This window comes from Vibrio pectenicida (assembly GCA_024347015.1).
In the GTDB taxonomy this organism is placed as follows: Bacteria; Pseudomonadota; Gammaproteobacteria; order Enterobacterales; family Vibrionaceae; genus Vibrio; species Vibrio pectenicida.
Genome location: AP024889.1, coordinates 1,230,143 through 1,252,726, shown reverse-complemented (window position 1 = coordinate 1,252,726; position 22,584 = coordinate 1,230,143). Strand labels below are relative to the sequence as shown.

Genomic DNA, 22,584 nt, shown 5'->3' with positions numbered 1-22,584 from the left:
ACTATGTATTGGCCATTCACTGACAACAAAAGGAATTCATCCATGTTAAAGAGTACCCTTAGTCTAGCTGTTGCGCTGGCATCTAGTTCACTTGTTGCCCTTATAGGATGTGAACAGCAAGTGACTCAATCTCAAACTGTCCAACCGTTGGAAACACCGATTGTGATTGAACACAACCTAGGGGAAACCGTAATTACCAATCGTCCCCAACGCGTCGCCGCACTTGATATGAACGAGGTTGATTTTTTAGATCAGTTAAATGTCCCTGTGGCTGGCATGGTGAAAGATTTTGTGCCGCATTTTTTAGCCAAGTACAAAGATGATGTCAACATTGCTGACCTCGGCGCTATCGTGCAACCCAACATGGAAAAAGTCTACGCACTGAAGCCCGATTTAGTGTTAATTACACCGCTGCACGCAAATCAATACGAAGAGCTTTCTCAGCTCGCACCTACTGTGCATTTTGATATCGATTATCGGAACAGTAAGGGACACCACGTAGATGTGATCAAGCACCACCTTGTTGAACTCGGTGAAATTTTTGATAAACAAGAGCTCGCAAAGCAAAAAGTCGCCGAAATTGATGCCAAAGTGGCAACAGTAAGAGCAGTAACCGCTGAAAGACCAGAAAAAGCCTTAGTCGTGATGCACAATAATGGAGCCTTCAGCTCATTTGGTATTGAGTCGCGCTATGGGTTTGTTTTTGACGTACTCGGCGTCAAACCTGCAAGTATGGAAGTAGAAGCGAGCTTGCATGGGCAGCCCATATCCAGTGAGTTCATCAACCAAACTGACCCTGATATTCTCTACATCATTGACCGCACCGCCGTAATGGAAGGTAAACCTATTATAGATGCGCAACATTTGGCAAATCCTTTACTGCGTCAAACCAAAGCATGGAAGAACGGTAAGGTGGTCTTTGTCGATGCAGATGCTTGGTATATTACCTCAGCGAGTGTTACCTCTCTGCAAATTGTGATTGATGACATCCTTAAAGGTTACCAAAGCTAACACCAAATTTTATAACAAGCTGGGTCTTAAGTAGCCCAGCAAACAACAATCCGCAGTTGGTGCGGATGTGAGCTAAGTTACACCAAGAAAGAAAGGAAACAACAAATGACTTATCACTATCATAAGATAGCGACTTACCCACAAGGCAATACATCTAATAACAAACCTAGCCCAAGCCGAATTGCACTTTTGGTCGCGCTTCAGCTTAGCGCTTCAGTACTGCCAGTAAGCTTTGCTCACGCTGAAGAGCAGACTGACGAATCGATGACAGTATACGGCCAAGCCAAAAAAGCCTATGCCTCAGGACAAATCTCTACCACAAGCAACATGGGAATGCTGGGGGATAAAGATTTTTTAGATACACCATTTAACACTATCGGCTATACCGAAAAACAAATACAAGATCAGCACGCACAAGATATCTCAGATGTAATTTCAGCATCGGACCCGTCGGTTTTTACTAGTGGTGACACTGGCGTCAATATTGAAAGTATTAAAATACGCGGCTTTCAGTCCCAAATTGGTGATGTAATGTTTAATGGCCTGTATGGTATTGGCCCCTACTACCGCAGTACACCTGAAATGTATCAGCGTATTGATGTACTAAAAGGACCTTCTTCACTGCTTAATGGAATGCCGCCAAATGGCTCTGTCGGCGGCGCTATTAACCTAGTGACTAAGCGCCCCCAAGAAACGCCCACCACCTCTTTTACTGGCACTTATATGTCGGACTCACAATTTGGTGGCCATATTGATATTGGCCGACGATTCGGGGCCAATGACCAATTGGGTCTGCGTTTTAACGGCGTATTTCGAGATGGTAATGCCTCAATAGACAATCAAGATAAACAGGCTCAGCTTGTCTCTTTAGGTTTTGATTGGCGAGGTAATAATGCCATGATAGAAGCGGATATATACATCAGTAAAGAACATGTTGATGGCCCTGCTCGCGGTCTTAGTGTCGCGAACAGCGTAACACACCTCCCGCCTCCCCCTTCTTCTGGTACAGCCCTAGCTCCAGACTGGGCCTATAATGATAGCCAAGATAAAGGTGCCATGATTCGTGGTGAGCTGGATATTAACTCCTATATCACAACCTATGCAGCATTGGGTGCCAGTCGTACTGATTTTGACTCTAATATCCCTTCAATTATTGAGCTTGGAGACTCCAATGGAAACCTTAATATAACTCAAGGTTCCGTTGACCTTGAGAGTAAGCGTACTTCTGGAGAAATTGGCGTTCGTGGCAACTTTAGTACAGGTCCTGTTGAGCATCAGTTAGTAATCAACAGCACCTATTTCAATGAAAACAAGGATGACTCACCAACCAGAGCAACTAGCGTTAACACCTGGCAGCCAAATATCTACAACCCAACATGGACAAGAGAAAATCAAAATTATAACTCTTACGAGCTTCCTGTTGATTCTACTCAGGTGAGTTACGGTATCGCTGATACCTTGTCCTTTGCAGAAGATAGCATCCAATTAACTCTTGGGATTAGGCATCAAAGCGTCGATTACAGCTCTGGCTTTGGTAGTAATGGAAGTGCACCATCCATGACTCAACAAAAAGAGAGTGCCTATACGCCAGCCATAGCTGCACTGTATAAACTGTCGCCAACCATTTCTTTATATGCCAACTATGCCGAAGGACTAACTAATGGCAAGACCGTAACAAATTCAAAATACACTAACGTAGGTGAAAGTTTCGCTCCTCAAAAAACTAAGCAAACTGAGGCTGGGGTGAAACTGGATTTCAACAGTTTTGCTCACACACTAAGTTTATTTGAAACCAAGCAACCAAACGAATACGATAAAAACAGCACCATCTCATACGATGGTGAACAACGTAATAGAGGGGTTGAATGGGGGTTCTTTGGCACCGTATGGGAGAACTATTCGCTAGCAGGTGGAATAGCCTATACCGATGCGGAAATCACTAAATCCGATGATGAAACCATACAAGGTAAACAGGCTACCAAGATGCCAAAAGTACAAGCTAAACTGGCAGTGGAATGGAATATACCTGCCATGCGAGAGCTGACTTTAATTGGCCAAACAAAATATATGTCTAAGCAATATATTAACTCTCAAAACACCCTTTCAGTGTCTGGTCAAACTATCTTTGACCTTGGCGCACGTTATCAATCTAAGATTGCTGAACAAGATGTGACTTGGCGTCTTGCAGTCAATAACGTCACCGATGAAGCCTATTGGACGACAACACATTACGCTTCCCTTGCACTTGGTGCGCCGCGCACTGTCATGTTATCGGCCAGCGTCGATTTCTAACCTGACCACTTCTGCTCTTAGTCTTTTAATTAAGGGCAGATTTCCCTGTTATTTTTTGCTTTTTATGAGATCCCATCATGAACCAGAGCGAGCACTCATCTTCAATACCAGTGGCAAAATTATCTTTAACGTCTAACCAAAACTGGCTCCTAACCACCCAGAGGCAACGCGCCGAACAGCAATCTATTGCTAACTTTATTTATCAAGAACTTGATTTCCAAGATATAGCCAGCAACCGGCTAGAAAAAGCTATCAAAGTACTTATCGCACAACATCCAATGTTACATGCGGTGCTCAGTGATGACTTCTACCTTCATCTGACAAAGAGTAATCAGATAGATGTCATTACTATCAATGACTTAAGTCAGCATTCAGATCAAAATGTAAACGAGCAGATTGCCTACGTCCGCGCGACCTTAACAAAAAAGCCTACCAAAAACACCATTTCAGTCGTGTTGAATATCCTACCTGCGAGTAAAATTAGGCTGCATGTACGTTTCAACTCGGTAATTGTCGACCAACCAAGCGCCGTACTATTTTTTGAACAGCTCAATCAAATCTTAATGGGGAGTGCGCAAGAATGTAAAGACTTAGAACTGGTGGTTAACACGCATAACCAGTTTTTAGAAGATGCTATACATAATACCAATAGCGATTCTGCTTACTGGAACGAACAAATTCTATCTCTGCCTCGTTCGGCGAACCTTCCTACAGTTTGCGAACCTGAAAAAATCACAGATACTGGCATAACTCGACACACACTGAAGTTATCTTCTGACAAATGGCAGCATTTAGTCACACACAGCGAGCAACATAACATTCAACCTGAACTTGTTCTTGCTAGTGTGTTTAGTAGTGTATTGTCACTCTGGGGCCAACAAGACAATCTCATGCTGCGTTTAGATCTTAATGCCAAACGAGACAGTCGCTATGTAATTGGCCAATATATCCAGCCTTTGCTAGTCAGTTTTACAGGGTATGAGCAAAGCTTTTTATCGCTTGCAAAAACCAACCAGCAAAACTTTGAGCAAGCTTATCCGCATAGGCAAACCTCCATTTTTCAGCTTGTCCGCCAACTCGCTAAATTGTCTGAAGGACACAGATACCCAGCCAATATCGCTTTTTCTAGTGAACTTTCACAAAATAATGTACTTGATAGACTTGGTTGGGGATGCCGTCAATCAGCCAATACTTGGCTATCTTTACACGCATTAATCGAGCAAGGTCAACTTATCTTGCAATGGGACAGCCAAGATTCTCTTTTCCCCCAAGATATGGTTCAGGATATGGTGTCTAGCTACAGCCACCTGCTGGAATCACTGTGTAAACCCGATAGTGACTGGAAGCAGTCACTTGCAGTAAAACTTCCCGATCATCAAGCAAGAGTACGCAGCTTAATCAATCATGATGCAGGAAAACACGAACTTCCTCATGGACTGCTTCATGACAGATTTTGGCAACATGCAACGTCTTCACCAAATGCACTTGCGTTGATCCATGGTCAACAATCACTCGATTATAAAACATTAGCCCTCTACGCCCAAAGCTGTGCAGGTGCACTCATTACCGCAGGTATTAAACCTGGGGACCGCGTCGCAATAAGCATGAATAAAGGTATAGGGCAAATCGTATCTGTACTCGGTATTTTGTATGCTGGCGCTATTTATGTGCCAGTGTCTCTCGATCAACCACAAGAAAGGCGCGAAGGAATCTATCAAGGCGCTGGAATTCAAGTAATTCTTATCGACAAAACTGAGCTTCAAAACTCAGCGATAAGCCATGATTTTAACTATTTAGATTGGCAAGTTGCCCAAAAACATCAACCCATAAAAATACCTCAAATAGTTAAACCTAGTGAACCTGCTTATATTATTTATACTTCTGGCTCCACTGGTACTCCGAAAGGAGTCGTGATCTCGCACCAAGGTGCGCTTAATACTTGTGTCTCGCTCAATCAAAAATATACCGTTAGCGCCGAAGATCGAATACTTGCACTTTCTGCGTTGCATTTTGATTTATCTGTCTATGATATTTTTGGCTTACTTTCTGCCGGTGGGGCTATTGTACTGGTCGATGAAGCCCAAAGGCGCGACCCAAGTGCTTGGGCCCAGTCTATTGAACATCACCAAGTAACCATGTGGAATAGCGTACCTGCACTGTTTGATATGCTGCTTACTTACGCCAGTTCGTTTAAATCTACTGCCCCCGAAAAGCTGCGTTTGGCTATGCTTTCAGGTGATTGGATCGGGTTAGATTTACCGCAGCGCTATCGTTTACATCGCGTTGATGGACAGTTTATTGCAATGGGTGGTGCAACTGAAGCCTCTATTTGGTCAAACGTATATGATGTTAAGCAAGTACCAACTGAATGGCGCTCTATTCCTTACGGCTACCCTCTTGCTAGGCAGCAATATCGCGTCGTTGATGACTTAGGTCGAGATTGCCCAAATTGGGTCTCAGGTGAGCTTTGGATCGGTGGTGACGGTGTGGCACTTGGCTATTTTAACGATGAGCAAAGAACCCGAGCTCAATTTATAGCTATTGATGATCATGTTTGGTATCGCACCGGTGATATGGGCTGCTATTGGCCTGATGGAACTCTTGAATTTTTGGGTCGCAAAGATAAGCAAGTCAAAATTGGCGGCTATCGTATTGAGCTCGGTGAAATTGAATTGGCACTCAACAGTATTCAAGGTGTACAGCGCGCTATTACTATAGCCGTGGGTAACAAAGACAAAACTCTAGCAGCCTTTGTAGTCACCGAACTTGTGCAAAATCTCTTAGATGCAGAAAAAGTGCAACATTTATTGAACGAGCAACTGCCTAGCTATATGATCCCCCAGCGCATCATATTCCTAGATGCATTACCTCTTACTAGCAACGGCAAAGTTGATCATAAGGCATTAACCCATATGACAAGCCGTAAAAGAAAAAACAGTGCTCCAATAAATACACCTCTTATGACAGAAAGTGAGATGAAAATAGGTGAGATTTGGATTGATATACTAAGTGAATCTGAGCTTAATAAGTCAAGTAACTTTTTCCAATTAGGCGGTGATGCTTATAGTGCCATTGAGTTTATCAGACGCTGCCATCAGGCAGGGTATCCAGCCAAGTTCTCGATGTTGTATCGGTATCCTTCTATTGAATCCCTCGCGATGGTGCTCGATAGATACCGATTAACTAGCTTACAAGGAGCTTAATAATGAGCCCTCTAATTAAACTTGCTACCTCTTCAGGATCACATCATGACACTCACTATATTGTGTGTCCTTTTGCCGGAGGTGCTAGCGGGGCATTTCGAACTTGGCGCGACCTTTCTCTCGATAATGAGACTATTTCTGTCATGGTTTATCCTGGCAGAGAGTTTAGAATTGACGAACCTGCTGCACCCAATATCGATGTATTGGCTCAAGATGTAGTTCAAAACTTGCTCAACAGCAATCAGCCGATCGAAAGAATGGTCATCGTCGGTCATAGCATGGGAACACAGGTTGCTTATGAAGTCTGTAAAACACTCATTTTTCGTGGCTACTCGCCCAAAGGACTTGTCATATCAGCATGCCATGCGCCACATATAGAGGGGCGGCGCTTGATTGGAGAGTGCGATGATAGGGTCTTTATTGAACACTTAGTCGACATGGGGGGCTGTGACCCAAGTTTGTCTGAAAACCCACAGTGGTGGCCAATATTTTTACCTGCACTTCGCGCTGACTTTGACGCTACCGAACAATATTTTTTTGCCTCACCCCCAAGTAAAGAAGAACGCCTTTCGATCCCAACCTTACTCATTTCAGGCGATGAGGATCAAGAAGCGTATTTCTCTGAAGTCGAGGCTTGGAAGCTTTGGTTTAATAATGTTATTAACCACAAAGTTATTAAAGGTAATCACTTCTATGTTACGTCACAACCACAAATTATGCTGGAGAGCCTAAGATCTTTCTCTTCCCAAGCCATTAATCAATAGTACTCAACAAAAGGTCATTATAATAATGATGGCTTTTTGTATATTCTCTATAAATCTATCCATTGATGATCTATTTATGATGATGTAGGTTATTTAAAACAACAGGTAATATCATTTAAAGAGAACTCGATGGAGCTTCGGACATTTAATCCCAGTGATCATAACCTGCTTATTCGCTGGATTGACTCAGAGAAATTGAATTATCAATGGGGAGGACCGAGTTTTAGCTTTCCTCTCAATAGTATTCAAATCAATAAGCACTGCACTCAACCCAGCGTTTTTCCATTTATATTTATTGTAGAGGAAAGAGAGGCAGGTTATGTTGAATTAGTTAAGGTCTCAGATGAACATTTTCGTATATGCCGTGTATTTTTATCAAACCATGTTCGCGGTCAAGGTCTCGCCAAAGTAATGTTAATACAATTAATCACACTCGCGAAGGAACAACTCCAAGCTAAAACTCTATCACTGGCAGTTTTCAAAACAAATACGGTTGCAAGATGCTGTTATGAATCATTGGGCTTTGTCGTGACATATTATCAAACCGGAACACAATCATGGGATGGTGAAGTTTGGGACCTGCTTACCATGGCAAAGTCACTATAAAACCTCATTATTAATGATTAACTCAACATTATAACGAACAATAGATGGGCAGCTACGATATGGTAATCGTGCGTGCCCTGTCTTATATCAATTACCTAAGGTTAGGGGCTCCATAACTCTGAAAAGCTGACTTAGCAGGCAATCGATATACTTCTTTACCCAATACTTGATTGATAATCGAAGCGTTTCGATAAGCACATATACCAAGATCAGGCCCACCAACGCCATGTTGGAATATTTCCGCATTTTGAATAAAGACACGGCCAGCACCTTGATCACAACGCTGGGCAACAAAGTCGTTTTCAACAATACAATCTCCGTGTTCATCGGTTGCGAGAACCGCGCCTTTTAGCGCCTCTAACCATTGAGGCCACTGATGAACATAACCTGTGGCGCAAATCACCGCATTTGTATTGAGAGAAAAAGATTGCTCTTGTTGCAATTGGTGGCATATAACTTCCATTATCTGAGAATTGTCATTTACGACAACTTCATTGACCTGACTATTGGAATACAAGTTGAGACCTGCCTCACGACCACCAATAGAACGCTCGTACAATAAATCGAAAATCTCAGCGATCGTGTATCCACTAATCCCTTTGTAAAGTAGACCTTGCCCCTTAACGATATTACGACGCTTTTCACGCGGCAAAGTATGGAAGTACTGCATATACGCAGGCGTAAAGCATTCTTGGCCAAGCTTGGAGGCTTCCATCGGGTGAAAGCCAGCAGAACGCGTGACCCAGTTCACCTTTGCTCCAGCATCAATTTGCTCAGGCGTTAAGTCACGATATAAGTTGAGTACACATTCGGCAGCACTTTGGCCAGAACCAATAACGGTGACATTGCTGCACTTAGCAAGTTGATCACGCATATGAGCAAACTGAGCAGAATGTTGTATTAAAGAGTGATTCGCATTTTGTGCCCATTCAGGTAACCAAGGCATTGTTCCCACACCAACTGAGATGTCTCGGCTATACCGTGTATTGAGTTCACCCTCAGCCTGACTCTTAATCATAAAGCACTCCAGCTCCTCAAGATATCTGACATCCACAACAGTTTCACCATAAGTGCAGTTTTTTAGTTGCCCCGCAGCCCATTGGCAATAGTGGTTGTATTCACTTCTTGGGACAAGAAAAGTTTCATAGTAGTAGAATTGATACAAGCGGTCATGATGCTTGAGATAATTTAAATAGCTTAGCGGGTGAGTTGGGTCAGCCATAGTAACCAAATCGGCTAAAAATGGAACTTGCAATGTTGCGCCAGGAAGTAACATCCCACTGTGCCAACTAAATTCTTGTTTGCGCTCAATAAACTCAACATCCAGTTTAGGATGATGAGACGTCAGTGCTGCAAGCCCTAAATTAAATGGTCCTACACCAACACCGACGATATCTTTTATTGTTATGTTCACTTTTCTTCCTCGATACGAGATTAAAACATTGAAATAATTAGGTGACCTAAAGCTAAGGAAATATGTAGACCACCTTACCTAGGCAAAACTTTGGGCTATTTTATCGGGTAATTTGCTCTGATGAGATTAAGCAATCACTTTCTCTATAACCAATGCTTTTACTTCACTGGCATTTTTACACCGTATAAGTTGCATAACAGGCAAGTCAAATTGCAGATCATTACTAAGTTCAGCGCTAATGCGCTTGAGGTGGTTAGGTCTCAACCCTAATTGAACAAAAGGTAAACTATCATTAAAACTACTGTCTTGCTCTACCCCAATTACCCGGCAATAAATCTCAAAAATAGCACGCTGTGTTAAATCAATATCACTTGGCGGAAAATCAAATAACTCAATAACGCGAGACTCATTTTGTAGTAGCTGTTCAAGCAATGGGGCTTCAAACTCGAAACCTTCCACCATATGGTTTAAAAGAGCATCAATATGAACCAGTACCGATTTGACCAAATCATTGCTTACAGCCTCAGTAGCATAATCAATACTAAACGTAACCGCACCGCCAGCTTGCGCAACAAAGCGAACATCTATTGCAACTTGTGGAGTTTGGGTTAATCCGCGCTGCAATGTCATTTCGGCACTATCACTTAAAACAGGCCAGGACAAACCATTCGTGATTACTATGGGTAGCGTTGGGGCTGGTCCACACCTATCATATAAAATACGGGCCAAGTCCACCCCAGAAAATTCCAAATGTTCAAGACCTTCGAAAGTATCAGCTTGTAAGTTCTTAGCTCGCTGACAAAAGTCTTGTAAACTAGTATCCCACTGCAAAGCAATAAAGCTTGACTGACTGGCGTAGCTTGTACTCATCATGGGTAGAACTGGTACCGCCACACACAGTTTACCATCACTCACATGAGCCGATAATGATTCCATTGCAGCCGCCATCATAACAGTGTTTTTATATAGGCCCTGTTTTCCTCCGACTCGAATCAACTTTTTCACTGTCTCTTTACCAATTTCTAGACTCTGACGCTGATAACGAGAATGTGAAATTGATTCAAGCGGTTTCTGCCAAGGGAAGCGCATCGCACTTTCAACACAGGACAATTTATTTAACCAATAGACCTCATCCTTAATACGTTTTTCTTGAATATTTACTTTATCAGCATATGTCTCAATATTGGGCACCATTGGCACTTGCCCTTCAAATAGTTCCACCAATAAAGACGCAATAGAACGGGCATCAAGAATCAAGGCATCAAAACGTGCAAAAACATAAGTCTCACTGTTTGCTAAAGAGAATGTTGTTATATTCCACAATGGCTGCTCAATCTCAAATATTGTGTGACTATACTCATAACGAAAACGGGCTAACTCTTTATTTATACTTTCGTTCTCTAAATGACTCAAATTAATATGGGTCATGTTAACTTGTGGGCATTGGCTAACGTGTAGTTTGAGTAATTGGCTATCAACAAAAGTTCGGAGACAAGGATATTTGACAACCATTTCAGACAACCTACGACGAATGCAGGCAGGCGATAAACTACCTCGATATTCCAAAACCTCTTGCATCGCAACGCCACCAAGTGGCATTTGTGTGGTTCTACCCAACAAGTAAGCCTGCTGCATTGGATTTAATTTAGAGGTTAAGCCTGTCTGGCAAACCAACTTTGTTTGCACACTATCTAGAGAAACGCTTAACAAACTTGGGTTGGAAATAACATTTTGGGTAAGCGCAACAAAATGCTCAAACATCGCTGATGCCCAATCCCTAGGCAAAGCTTCCTGGCGAACATCCCAATTGATCATAATACCACCATCAATACTCACAACCTGTGAGTCAAGCGCCACTTGAGATCCTTGCGAAATTGTCCAATTCATCTTGCCAAATTGTTTGTGGACGCGAGGAGAGAAAAGGTCACCACTAGGTAAATCAATCGCTGAGGTAAAGACAATCGGTGCTAATTGAGCATGGCCATGATGCAAAGAAAGATCTCTCATCACGTTAACTCCATCATATCGGCTGTGCCCCAATGCAGATGCCATATTGCCAGCCAATGCGTGACAAAACTCCATCAATGTCTTGGGCCGATGCATATTAACACTCAGAACAACAAAATTGACAAAGTCCCCTACTATATTCTCTGTTCCTGTCGCGATAGGCGGACGCCAAAACGTGGGAACATTAATTCTAAAAAATTCATCTCCCGTTGCTTTACCCAATACTCTAGCGAATAACCCAAGCATAAGATTGGCTGGTGTAATAGCATGCTGTCTCGCTATCGTGATAAGGGCTTTGCGCTGCTCAGAGTCCAACCAATATGAATAATGCTGACTGTCAACCTGACTAGAAATAGGGTCTAAAAATGGCAATGACGGAGCTGGAGCAATGTTCTCTAACTGAGACTTCCACCATGTTTTATCTGCCTTTCGCTGTAGCTTAAGTTCAGGATCCAATTTTGCTTTTTCGTGCCAAGAAAAAAACGTCAACTTATCTTCAATATTAGGCGTCATTCCCTCATAAAACATCGCAAAGTCTTCAATCAATATTCTGCAGCTATCTGGGTCTATAGCAATCATATCGGTATCAATATGTAACCGATATGCACCACTAGGTAGTATGCTAACTGAGAATCGAGCGGCTTGGCCTTGCGTCAAATCAAGAACCTGATGAGTCCATGTTTTTCGTTTTTCACTCAATGCATTGTGGATACCATCAGCATCTAGATGGGTAAAGTCATCAACTTCCAAAAGGCTGTAGCTAGGGGTCTGAACAATAGAACAAGCACCTGAGGTTTCAACCTTTAATCGCAACATTTCATGCCTATGATACAAACTCATTAATGCCAAGTTTAGCTGCTCAAGGTTGATATTCTCGCCATCGAATTCGGTATATAGGTGTGATGCCACACCGCCAAGTTTAGCGTCCGCCACTCTGCCAAACCAACATGCGGCCTGCATTGGTGTTAATTCACTCATCATGCTTTCTCTTTGTTGACAATTCATTTGTTAAGCGCCATTATTTTGCAAATGATAATTATTTTCAATAAAAACTTAATTATTATTAGCTAGATAAGGGAAATACGTCACTCATGTACATTCAATAGTTCAGCTAAAAGTAGTAAGTGGCAGCTTTGCTGTACATCAAGATGGAATAGGAACCCGTATGCATTTGGATACGTTGACACACAAAATCGGTAGAGTGCACTAGAATGAAACTTGTTGCATTAACCTCTTTATCAATTTGCCTTGTTGAAGGCCAAAGAAAATTTTAAGGAATAAGGCCATGCCACTACCGACAAATGTCAGCTACCCAATGCCGAGCAAAACATCTTTTTTAAATAAAACCGACTGGCAACTTGATGCCAATAGAACTGTGCTACTTATCCATGATATGCAGCGCTATTTTGTTGATATATACAGCTCAGACTCGATTTTATTGCCCACTCTTTTGGGGAATATCGCCAAAATTAAAGAATGGGCAAAGCAAAACAATATACCTGTTATTTATACTCAAATAACATTCAATGCAATCAGCCACACCCATGCTTTAATTGAGGATTTTTGGGGCTTTGAAGACATACCCCCATGTTCAAAAATGATCGCGCCGTTTGTTGCTCCTGAAGAAGGAGATATCGTAATTAACAAATCACACTACAGCGCAATGCAATCTGATGACCTTGCACAATATTTACAACAATTGGGACGAGATCAACTGCTTATCACAGGTTTATATGCCAACTTAGGCTGCCGAATCACAATCACAGACGCACTTAAGAAAAACATCCAGGCTTTTCTAGTCAGTGATGCCATTGCAGATTTGTCTTATCAAGATCATCTTAATGCACTTAGTTACGTTGCCAACTACACAGGTTATGTGATTAATACACAAACTGTGTTGGAACCTAAGACAGTAGTCAGCTACCAATGGCTATATGATAAAGTGCAGGCGTTGCTTGAAGATCCAAAGGGGTTAGACCCAGAAAAGAACCTGCTGATGTATGGTTTTGATTCACTTCGTATGATAAGAATTGCGTCAGAACTTAATCAGCTTGGAATAAATATCAACTTTCAAGAATTGAGCCATGAGCCAAGCATTGTTAATTGGTGGGCTTTATTAGAAGAAAAGCGAAAAGCCATACTAATCGGATAATTTACAAAATAAAAAATCAATTTCAGCGCACGCAACATTAGTGTGCGCTTTAGCCCATTTAGACCATGAATTACAGGCAAAATAATGAAACTATCTCATGAGGATCTCAGTAGAATTAATGAATTTTGGCTATATTGTAAAAAAAACCAATATTTTAATGTGGGTTATCCTGAATCTGCAGATTTCGATTATTCTATTCTTGAAAAGTTTATGAAATTCTCTCTAAATAATTGTGGAGATTGGAGAGAAGAAAGTAATTACAAGCTAAATACTTTCGAATTTGAGAGAGAAGTTATGGAATTCTTCTCTCAATTATTTAAAATACCTCATCAAGAAAGCTGGGGTTATATATCTAATGGTGGTACTGAAGGAAACTTATTTTCATGCTACTTAGCTAGAGAGTTATTTCCCAAAGGGATTATTTATTACTCTGAAGAAACTCATTACTCTGTCGATAAAATAGTTAGATTACTAAATATTCCCGCACGGAAAATATGTTCATTATCTAACGGAGAGATAAATTACTACCATTTAATAGAACAAATTAAATACGACAAGCAAAATAACCCTATTATTTTTGCCAATATTGGGACAACAATGCGCGGAGCAATAGATAATATAGCTCGAATCCAGTATGACCTTGCTTTATTAGGGCTAGAACGAAAGGATTATTATATTCATGCTGATGCAGCGCTCAGTGGGATGATTATGCCATTTGTTAATGATCCTCACCCTTATTCTTTTGAAGATGGTATTGATTCAATTAGTGTCTCTGGGCACAAGATGATTGGCTCACCAATTCCGAGCGGGATTGTGCTGGCCAAACGTCATATGGTTGACCAGATTTCGGTTGAGATCGACTATATATCATCACGCGATCAGACAATTAGTGGTTCAAGAAATGGGCATAATGCACTATTCATGTGGGCAGCAATAAAAAGCCACTCATTTTCAGACTGGAAAGAGAAAGTGGAATTATGCATGAACATGGCAGATTATACTATTGAACGGCTCCAACGAGCTGGAATTAATGCATGGCGCAATAAAAACTCTAATACTGTTGTGTTTCCTTGTCCTTCGGAGAGTGTTTGGCGCAAACACTCTTTAGCCAAATCAGGCAATGTTGCGCACATTATTACTATGCCGCACCTCGATAGTACAAAAAAATTAGATCCACTGATCGAAGACGTTATATTCGACTTACAACCTAACTACTGCATACCCAGTGCCAGCGGTCAAAACTAACAAGTATCATCTACCAATGTCAGATAAATAGGCTTTATATGAAATCTAGTGAGAGTACTACACACTCAACAATCGAAACTTTACCTCTACTTGCTTCATTATGGAGGATCAGGAATGATAAATAAGATCAGTCAGCATTATGTCACTCCGGAATTAATGCCTGCTCTTCTGCCTTCTCTGGGTAAACTTACTCTAGGTACTTTAGCTGAAGTGTTGTCGGCACTTACAAAAGTTGGTGCACTACTTTGTTTAATACAACTAATCAATGATCTCTCCAGCCAATGGGTTTATGCCGCTATCGGGCTTTGGATCCTTAGTGCATTAATCTCTTCTAGCGCCTCTTGGTTAGTTCATGATGCTGAATCTCAATTCTCAGCCAGAGTGCGTCGTCAAGTTGCTCAGCATTTAGCTCGGCTTCCAAGCAAAACCCTATCTCAATTTGGCGATAATCAACTGCGTCGTTTAGCTTCAGAAGACATTAATACTTTGCACCATATGATTGCCCATTTACCCGGAGAGCTTGTCACTTTCCTCGTAGTCCCTATTGCATCAGTAGCCATTATGTTAAATCTGGCCGGTCCCGTTGCACTCGTGACTCTTCTCCCAGGCATTGCTGCTTCATTATATTATCTCGTGTTTCTACCTAAATTCGCAGCTAAGTATGGTTCAGAGCGTATGAGCATAATGGGAGATATAGTTACCGCAGTAAACGACTATACGAGAGGCGTTCGAGTCAACCGAATTTATGGTACTCAATCGGGTGCAATAGCCAGTTATAATGATGCGACTCAACGTTTTACACATGGTATTGTCAAATGGGTTGCAAGTGTCGCTCTTCCTGCAGCCGTTGCCATTGCTTTGCTTCAAGCAGTCTCAACATTCGCACTTGCTTACACGGTTACCTACCAATTAAGTCCATCCGCAATGGCTTCGGTTTTCTTTTTTGGCCTTGCTGTCGTAACTCCAGTACTCAAGCTCGGACACGGGCTAGATTATGTCTCAGCAGGTAAGAATGCCGCTAAAAATATTGGTCAGCTTTTGCAACAAACACCTATTGAGTGTGGTGAAATTAACTTAGATACCCACACTTTTTCTCTAAAAGCAGCAAGTATCACGATAGTTCATGACACCAAGATCATCTTAGATGATCTCAGTTATTCCTTCCCAATTGGTTCAGTGACTTCCATTATGGGCCCAAGCGGTGTAGGAAAGAGTACCTTACTACGGGGTTTAGCTGGCCAAGAAAAGTTAAAGTCAGGACTGATCACATTCGGTAGCAATGATATTTCTCAACTTACTGAAGCATCACGCCATAGTGCTATACGCTATGTCCCTCAGAATGTAGGCGTGCTAAAAACAACGGTAAGAGAAAACTTACAACTTGCTTCACCGAATACAACGGATGATGTTTTTCGTGAGGCGCTGAACCATGCCCAATTGGATGTAGACCTTGATTCTGATGCCAATATACTTTCTGGTGGTCAACAACAACGAATCACTTTAGCTAACGTATTTTTGAGCAATGCCAGTATCTTTTTATTGGACGAACCAACCAGTGCTCTTGATAAACAAACCGCTTTAGCCATCATGCAAAATTTAATCGAATTCGCTCACCAAAAAGATAAGATCATTATCATGGTAACTCATGACTCAGAAATCGCTCAGCTAACCGATTCTACGCTGACATTAACCAGCAATGCTCACTTATAGGATGAAGAAGTATGACAACTTATAGTACACACTCTTCCGGCCATACGCTTCCCTCACAGGCAAAATATCGATTATATCGAGTTAGCGCAGGTTGGGGACTTGTTGCCGTATTCGAAGCTATCGCATACATTGTTCTGGCAATAGCAATTGTTAACCGGGAAGCTCCTGTAAACGTTTTAGTGGCAGCAGCTATTGCCATTTTAATCACGGTTTTGGTCACCCGTTCTGGCTTTCTGTCTGGAGCACGATTAGCGGGAGATTTATACTCAGCTCTTGGTCAATCGATTAGTAAAGCTAAACTTGCTTGGTTTAACGAGCAACACCGAACTCAAGTTACTCAACTTGCTGAACGTGGTATACCTGGCTTTATGGCAATCCCAGCACACCAGTTGCAAACCTTTTTACACGCACCCTTGCTCCCCTTTTTTTTGGTCGTAGGGATTGGTATAATCGGTGGACTCGATGTAGCCTTACTTAGTGCAGCATTACTCAGCATAGCTTTGCTAGTGCAATACAAAGCTCAGCACCATCTTAGTAGTTCTGACAGCGATAGACATCATGCGGATGTTCAAGCAACTAAGTCTACCCTTGAACTCATTGATCACCTTGATTTACTTCGCTCGACAGCAGGTCCCGTGCGAGCGATAGAACGAATTGAACAAAGCTGGAATGCACAAGAAAAAGTGTATTCCAAAATAAACCGTGCAGCATCTATTGCAACACTAGTATCTACTTTCGCTACTCTTTTACCTCTGAGCGGTATTGCCACTTACCTTGTTTATACAGGTGTTACTCAGCCATTATTAATCTTGGCTTTACTAATATTAATTACTAGAGCAGCTGCACCATTAGGAGAACTAGCGTTAGCTGGATTCGCAATTAATGACGTAAAATCTTCGATTAAAGACTACCAACATTTAACTAAGGTACCTGTATTACCAGAACCTAATGACGAACAAGCAAAAAAACCCAGCAACAACACTCTACAGCTTGATAATGCAGGCTATCTAGACATTTTTATTGATGCAAATGCTAAAATAGACCAAGGAGAAAAAGTCGTTATTAATGGTACAAGTGGTAGTGGAAAGAGCACCTTACTTGGTCTGTTAATGAGATTTGATGACCCTAGTCAAGGCCATGTATCGATCGGAAACATAAGTCTTAAAAATATTCCATATGAGGTTCTAATAGAACACCTTGCATATGTGGCACAAGACCCCATCGTTTTCACTGGCACACTAGCCGAAAATATTCGTTTAGGTAACCCAAATGCCACTGATTCCGAAGTAGATCGCTTTGCTAGGCAAGCTCAATTAAACGAAGTTATCGATCGCTCAGATGAAGGCATTTATCAAACGTTAGGGCAGAAAGGATCACAGCTCTCTGGTGGAGAAAAACAAAGGGTCGCTATTGCCAGAGCGCTAATCAAACAAGCACCCATATTGATTTTCGATGAGGCGACCTCAGCCCTCGATGAAACCACTGAGCAATATATCGCACAACATGTACACACATTAGATTCTACGGTTATTATAGTGACACATAGAGATGCAAAAATTTGGCAACCTACACTAGAGCTAACCATTGATAACCAAAAGGTTAGGGTTAAACGTCATAACTATGAAAAGCAAGAGGATTTAGGTGAGTTAACCACTCAGCCTGCTTAAGTTTGATTAGGGTCTGCTACTTTTACTTTTTATATACCACCAATGTAAAACTTAGCGGACCCAACCTAACAATAATGTTCAGGGTGTAAATATAAAAACAATCAATATAACAATATATTATGGCTTTTCTGGCTATATATTAACCCCAGCTTCCTTTTTATTAGTCACTATAAAAAATAATGCCTTTATAAGTGACTTAAATTTTACGGATAATGTCCATGAATGCTTTACAAAACGTCATCAATACTAAGTCACTGATGACTTTACCTAGCCTACAAAATATTTTAAATCAAATTGATATTAGTCAAGATCTTCAAGGGTTCATTTTTAAACAAAGACAAGAAATTGCCAATATACTTTCAGGCGATGACTCTAGATTACTCGTAATTATCGGTCCATGCTCAATACATGATCCCAACGCCGCTATTGAATACGCAACTCGATTAGCTAAAATGCAAAAGCGCTACAATGGTACTTTAAAGCTGGTCATGCGAACGTACTTTGAAAAGCCTCGTACACGTGGAGGTTGGAAAGGGTTTATTGTCGACCCAGAACTTAATGGTGAATTTAATTTACTCAGTGGCATTGCTCGTAGCCGGCAACTGATGCATGCAATTTTAGAACTGGGTGTACCAACAGCCAATGAATTTCTAGATCCCAACTTAGCATTATACATTGCAGATTTAGTTTGCTGGGGAGCAATTGGAGCACGCACAACCGAATCACAGCCTCATCGTCAGTTAGCTTCTGGCCTGCACTGCCCTATCGGCTTCAAGAACGGTACCGATGGTAATATTGATATTTCTATCGACGCGATACACGCGGCAAAAGATTGTCACCTAATGCTAGGACAAACCGCTAATAATCAAACTGTCGCAATACAAACACAAGGCAACGATAATTGCCATGTAATATTACGCGGTGGAGTGACTCCAAACTATTCTTCACAACACGTAAAAAATACTTCATATCAACTTATATGTAATGACTTATCGCCACGAATAGTGGTTGATTGTAGCCATGGTAACAGCGGTAAAATCGCAAAAAACCAACTATCTGTTGTCGAAAATATAGCTCGGCAAATTTCTTTGGCTGAGGAAAATATTGCTGGTGTAATGTGCGAAAGTTTTTTGCTTGGTGGTAACCAAAAAATAAACCATGGAGTACTTAATTACGGGCAATCGATTACTGATGAATGCTTAAGTTGGGAGGATACTTTAGTGTTTCTTGAACGCTTAAATCAAGCTATGTTAGAGCAAGTAGACTCTAAGTTTGCTCAGACTGAACGAGCATAGAACTATTTATATCATTTGCTCGGTAATTAAGGCACTGAGCAAATGGCTACATACAATTTTAAATATCGATTCTTCTTTGTTAAGTTCTGTTTTAGCAACACCAACCTCAAACTTAAATTACAAAATTATTATAAAAACATAAGTTTAGTGTTATGCATATCACTAGATGATATTGATTATCAATTGCTATTGATAATCAATATAATTTATAATCCACTCAGTTCAATCAACTAGAGACCTGTTTCCTCAATCATGTAACTAGGGTTAATCCAAATTTCAATTAAGACTATGCGTAGCATCTAATCCACAATTCTTAGATTCGTGCTCATATATGTCTAATTTGAGTCAACGGAAACCCTATTTTTATGAATGCGGGTAAAATAGCGTATTAATAAGGACAGTCTATGAAACGAGAAGTTGTCGGTTTTTCCAAAATGGCCAATGAAATGTTTACCAACAAGCTGCTCGACTCACCATTTTTCTTCGCCTCACCCAACAATTCTATGCTGGGCGTGGGAACTAAAATACGGTTGAATCAGTCCATTCCTTTTTCGCAATTGGCAAGTACTGCTCAAGAGCTTCTAGAAAAAGCCAAAACAAAGGATAATGATAATCCGTTATTATTTGCTACCGTTCCATTTAATGAAAATACACCCACACAATTTTGTATTCCTGAAACCCTTTATGTATCTAGTAGCACCCGTAGCCAACGTAACTATCAAAACTTATCGCAAACAGCCAAGGTAGTGTCACCTCCAAGTGGTAATGAATACAAAAATGGAGTTTCAAGATTACTAAATCTTTTTGATACCACCGAACTATCAAAGGTTGTGTTGTCTCGTTCGATAAAGATTGCTACCGATAAGAAAATCGACCAATGTTCCCTGCTACGTAATCTGTTATCCATAAACACCAATGGGTACACTTATTGTTCGCAAATATCGGAGCACTCTAAGCTTATGGGTGCAAGTCCCGAGCTACTTCTGTCTAAAAAAGGCAGTCATGTCTTATCCAACCCGCTTGCAGGTTCTCGCCCTAAGTCAACTTGTGAAATTGAAAACCAAAGTGCATGCATTTCCTTACTAGATACACAAAAAGATTTAAATGAGCATAGTTTTGTGGTGGAAGATGTCGAAAAAGTGCTCAGCCGATATTGCCATAACCTCTATACCCCCATGGTTCCATCTGTGATTGAAACAGAAACCATGCTCCACTTGTCTACTGTATTAAAAGGTGAAATTGACAATCCACATACCAACTCATTGCAAATTGCAGCAGATCTTCATCCAACTCCTGCAGTATGCGGCTTTCCACGCCAATCGGCTTATGCTGCGATAAAAGAAATTGAACGTTTTGAACGTGGCTATTTTACAGGAATGGTTGGTTGGTGTGATGCACGCGGCAACGGCGAATGGGTAGTCACCATTCGATGCGCTGAAGTTAGCCAAAAAGCTATGTCTATCTATGCTGGTGCGGGGATCGTCAATGAGTCTTCACCACAAAGTGAACTCGAAGAAACTGGAGCTAAAATGAATACTATTCTACGCGCCGCTGGAATCCAAGTTGATGAATTACTCACCGCCTGAAAGATGAAAGTAATGACTAATTATGATTTTACACCTTGGCCTGAACACATCAGCCAAAAATATAAAGATTTAGGATACTGGCAAGACAAAACCTTATTTGATTACCTTCACCAAACCGCTACGTGTACACCTGATGCCATCGCAATATGCTGTGGTGAAAAAAGATACAACTATCAAAATTTGTTAGAACGTATCTATCAGCTTTCAGCAGGATTTATCCAGTTAGGCCTCAGAGCTGGTGATAATGTGGTTTTACAGATGAGTAACTGCGCTGAATTTTATATCTCATTTTTCGCTCTTACTCTGAAAGGTATTAAGCCTGTCCTCGCCTTGCCTGCTCATCGTGATATGGAGTTGAGTTATTTTTGTAATCACACGGACGCAAAAGCTTACATTTTTTCGGATAATATCTCTGGATTAAATGCACAATACACAGTATCCAAACTACTCGAAGACTGTAAAACACTCGACTATGCCATCACTACAGGTAAACCAAAGCAAAGTAACGTCCTATCACTGGCAGAATTATTTGTTAAACCCTGTATTCTTCAGTACACCACAGCCGATAATATTGCCTTTTTCCAATTATCTGGTGGAACGACTGGAGTACCTAAACTTATCCCTAGAACGCACAACGATTACGCCTATAGTATTATCGCAAGTAATCTCATCTGCCAATTTAGTCATCAGACGCGGTACTTGTGTACTCTTCCAGCCGCTCATAACTTTCCGTTGAGCTCTCCTGGAGCTTTGGGTACTTTTTTTGCGGGTGGGCGTGTTGTGCTTAGCCCTGATAGTTCACCTGAACTTAATTTCTCATTGATTGAGAAACATAAGGTTAATACTTGTGCTCTTGTCCCTCCACTGGCATTACTTTGGATGCAATATGCACCAAGTTCAACCCAAGATATTTCAAGCTTAGAACTGGTTCAAGTCGGTGGGGCAAAGTTTAGTGAAAGCGCAGCAACTACGCTCCCCACTATTTTAAACTGTAAATTACAACAGGTCTTTGGAATGGCCGAAGGGTTGGTCAATTACACACGCTTGGACGACCCAATTGAGGTCATAACCACAACACAGGGTCGCCCTATTTCAAAGCATGATGAAATATTGATAGTGACTGAAGAAGGTTTACCTGTAAATCTTGGCGAAGAAGGTCAGCTCATGACCCGAGGGCCTTACACTATCAGAGGTTATTACAAAGCACCAGATCACAACCATCGCTCATTCAACCAACACGGATATTACGCGACAGGAGACCTTGTACGTCAAACACCTGAAGGCAACCTCATTGTTACGGGTAGAGATAAAGATCAAATAAATCGAGGCGGAGAAAAGATTGCTGCTGAAGAGATTGAGAATATATTATTAAAACATGAAGACATCCATGACGTTGCTCTGATTGCAGTAGCTGATGATTTTTTAGGAGAAAAAAGTTGTGCGGTAATCGTGTGTAACAAAAATACTAACCTCAAACCAATCGCAATAAAGAAATTTCTATATGCTCAGGGGATCGCCGAATATAAGATCCCAGATCATGTCAAATTTTGCCAACAACTGCCTAAAACACCCGTTGGTAAGATCAATAAAAAAGCGTTACGAGCCGAATATAGTGCTTAATCCTTTAGTCAT

Annotated in this window: 14 protein-coding genes; 12 read left to right on the top strand and 2 right to left on the bottom strand. The window is 41.2% G+C overall.

Going from position 1 to position 22,584, the window contains the following annotated elements; all coding sequences use genetic code 11:
• The first annotated feature begins 42 nt into the window (after positions 1-42).
• From OCV27_RS05960 to OCV27_RS05940, 5 genes are all read left to right on the top strand, one after another.
• Positions 43-1,011 (top strand): siderophore ABC transporter substrate-binding protein, encoded by a 969-nt coding sequence (locus tag OCV27_RS05960; protein WP_125322779.1) that lies wholly within the window; start codon positions 43-45, stop codon positions 1,009-1,011.
• Between the two features lie 105 nt (positions 1,012-1,116).
• Positions 1,117-3,303 carry a TonB-dependent receptor gene (locus tag OCV27_RS05955; protein ID WP_125322778.1) on the top strand — a complete coding sequence of 729 codons (2,187 nt, stop codon included), beginning with the start codon at positions 1,117-1,119 and terminating at the stop codon, positions 3,301-3,303.
• Between the two features lie 77 nt (positions 3,304-3,380).
• Positions 3,381-6,506 (top strand): non-ribosomal peptide synthetase, encoded by a 3,126-nt coding sequence (locus OCV27_RS05950; protein WP_125322777.1) that lies wholly within the window; start codon positions 3,381-3,383, stop codon positions 6,504-6,506.
• 2 nt (positions 6,507-6,508) lie between these two features.
• Complete coding sequence (locus OCV27_RS05945; RefSeq protein ID WP_125322776.1) at positions 6,509-7,270, top strand: thioesterase II family protein; 762 nt, start codon at positions 6,509-6,511, stop codon at positions 7,268-7,270.
• Positions 7,271-7,399: 129 nt separating this feature from the next.
• Entirely contained in the window at positions 7,400-7,876 is a 477-nt protein-coding gene (locus OCV27_RS05940) for a GNAT family N-acetyltransferase (protein ID WP_125322775.1), read from the top strand.
• A gap of 91 nt (positions 7,877-7,967) precedes the next feature.
• Here OCV27_RS05940 and angU read toward each other — a convergent pair whose 3' ends face one another.
• Complete coding sequence (gene angU, locus OCV27_RS05935) at positions 7,968-9,290, bottom strand: anguibactin biosynthesis histamine N-monooxygenase AngU (RefSeq protein WP_125322774.1); 1,323 nt, start codon at positions 9,288-9,290, stop codon at positions 7,968-7,970.
• A gap of 126 nt (positions 9,291-9,416) precedes the next feature.
• Entirely contained in the window at positions 9,417-12,278 is a 2,862-nt protein-coding gene (locus tag OCV27_RS05930) for a condensation domain-containing protein (RefSeq protein ID WP_281272885.1), read from the bottom strand.
• Positions 12,279-12,582: 304 nt separating this feature from the next.
• Between OCV27_RS05930 and OCV27_RS05925 the strand changes: the two genes are divergently transcribed.
• The 7 genes from OCV27_RS05925 (at position 12,583) to OCV27_RS05895 (ending at position 22,572) form a co-directional block, all read left to right on the top strand.
• The gene (locus tag OCV27_RS05925; protein WP_125322773.1) at positions 12,583-13,449 is read left to right on the top strand and encodes an isochorismatase; all 867 of its coding nucleotides are present in this window, start codon (positions 12,583-12,585) and stop codon (positions 13,447-13,449) included.
• Between the two features lie 84 nt (positions 13,450-13,533).
• On the top strand, positions 13,534-14,694 hold the full coding sequence (locus OCV27_RS05920; RefSeq protein ID WP_337969413.1) for a histidine decarboxylase: 1,161 nt from the start codon (positions 13,534-13,536) through the stop codon (positions 14,692-14,694).
• A gap of 114 nt (positions 14,695-14,808) precedes the next feature.
• Positions 14,809-16,404 (top strand): ATP-binding cassette domain-containing protein, encoded by a 1,596-nt coding sequence (locus tag OCV27_RS05915; RefSeq protein WP_125323181.1) that lies wholly within the window; start codon positions 14,809-14,811, stop codon positions 16,402-16,404.
• Positions 16,405-16,415: 11 nt separating this feature from the next.
• Positions 16,416-18,071 (top strand): ATP-binding cassette domain-containing protein, encoded by a 1,656-nt coding sequence (locus OCV27_RS05910; RefSeq protein WP_125323182.1) that lies wholly within the window; start codon positions 16,416-16,418, stop codon positions 18,069-18,071.
• 218 nt (positions 18,072-18,289) lie between these two features.
• Positions 18,290-19,366, top strand: coding sequence for a 3-deoxy-7-phosphoheptulonate synthase (locus OCV27_RS05905; RefSeq protein ID WP_125323183.1), 1,077 nt, complete (start codon positions 18,290-18,292; stop codon positions 19,364-19,366).
• A gap of 404 nt (positions 19,367-19,770) precedes the next feature.
• On the top strand, positions 19,771-20,952 hold the full coding sequence (locus OCV27_RS05900) for an isochorismate synthase (protein ID WP_125323184.1): 1,182 nt from the start codon (positions 19,771-19,773) through the stop codon (positions 20,950-20,952).
• A 12-nt stretch (positions 20,953-20,964) separates the two neighbouring features.
• Positions 20,965-22,572 (top strand): (2,3-dihydroxybenzoyl)adenylate synthase, encoded by a 1,608-nt coding sequence (locus OCV27_RS05895; protein ID WP_337969412.1) that lies wholly within the window; start codon positions 20,965-20,967, stop codon positions 22,570-22,572.
• The last annotated feature ends 12 nt before the right edge of the window (positions 22,573-22,584 follow it).

Coding starts and splice junctions, on each gene's coding strand:
- OCV27_RS05915 (WP_125323181.1), top strand. CDS start 14,809: ATGATAAATAAGATCAGTCAGCATTATGTCACTCCGGAATTAATGCCT.
- OCV27_RS05930 (WP_281272885.1), bottom strand. CDS start 12,278: ATGATGAGTGAATTAACACCAATGCAGGCCGCATGTTGGTTTGGCAGA.
- OCV27_RS05905 (WP_125323183.1), top strand. CDS start 18,290: ATGAATGCTTTACAAAACGTCATCAATACTAAGTCACTGATGACTTTA.
- OCV27_RS05945 (WP_125322776.1), top strand. CDS start 6,509: ATGAGCCCTCTAATTAAACTTGCTACCTCTTCAGGATCACATCATGAC.
- OCV27_RS05940 (WP_125322775.1), top strand. CDS start 7,400: ATGGAGCTTCGGACATTTAATCCCAGTGATCATAACCTGCTTATTCGC.
- OCV27_RS05955 (WP_125322778.1), top strand. CDS start 1,117: ATGACTTATCACTATCATAAGATAGCGACTTACCCACAAGGCAATACA.
- OCV27_RS05925 (WP_125322773.1), top strand. CDS start 12,583: ATGCCACTACCGACAAATGTCAGCTACCCAATGCCGAGCAAAACATCT.
- OCV27_RS05900 (WP_125323184.1), top strand. CDS start 19,771: ATGAAACGAGAAGTTGTCGGTTTTTCCAAAATGGCCAATGAAATGTTT.
- OCV27_RS05920 (WP_337969413.1), top strand. CDS start 13,534: ATGAAACTATCTCATGAGGATCTCAGTAGAATTAATGAATTTTGGCTA.
- OCV27_RS05950 (WP_125322777.1), top strand. CDS start 3,381: ATGAACCAGAGCGAGCACTCATCTTCAATACCAGTGGCAAAATTATCT.
- OCV27_RS05895 (WP_337969412.1), top strand. CDS start 20,965: ATGACTAATTATGATTTTACACCTTGGCCTGAACACATCAGCCAAAAA.
- OCV27_RS05910 (WP_125323182.1), top strand. CDS start 16,416: ATGACAACTTATAGTACACACTCTTCCGGCCATACGCTTCCCTCACAG.
- OCV27_RS05960 (WP_125322779.1), top strand. CDS start 43: ATGTTAAAGAGTACCCTTAGTCTAGCTGTTGCGCTGGCATCTAGTTCA.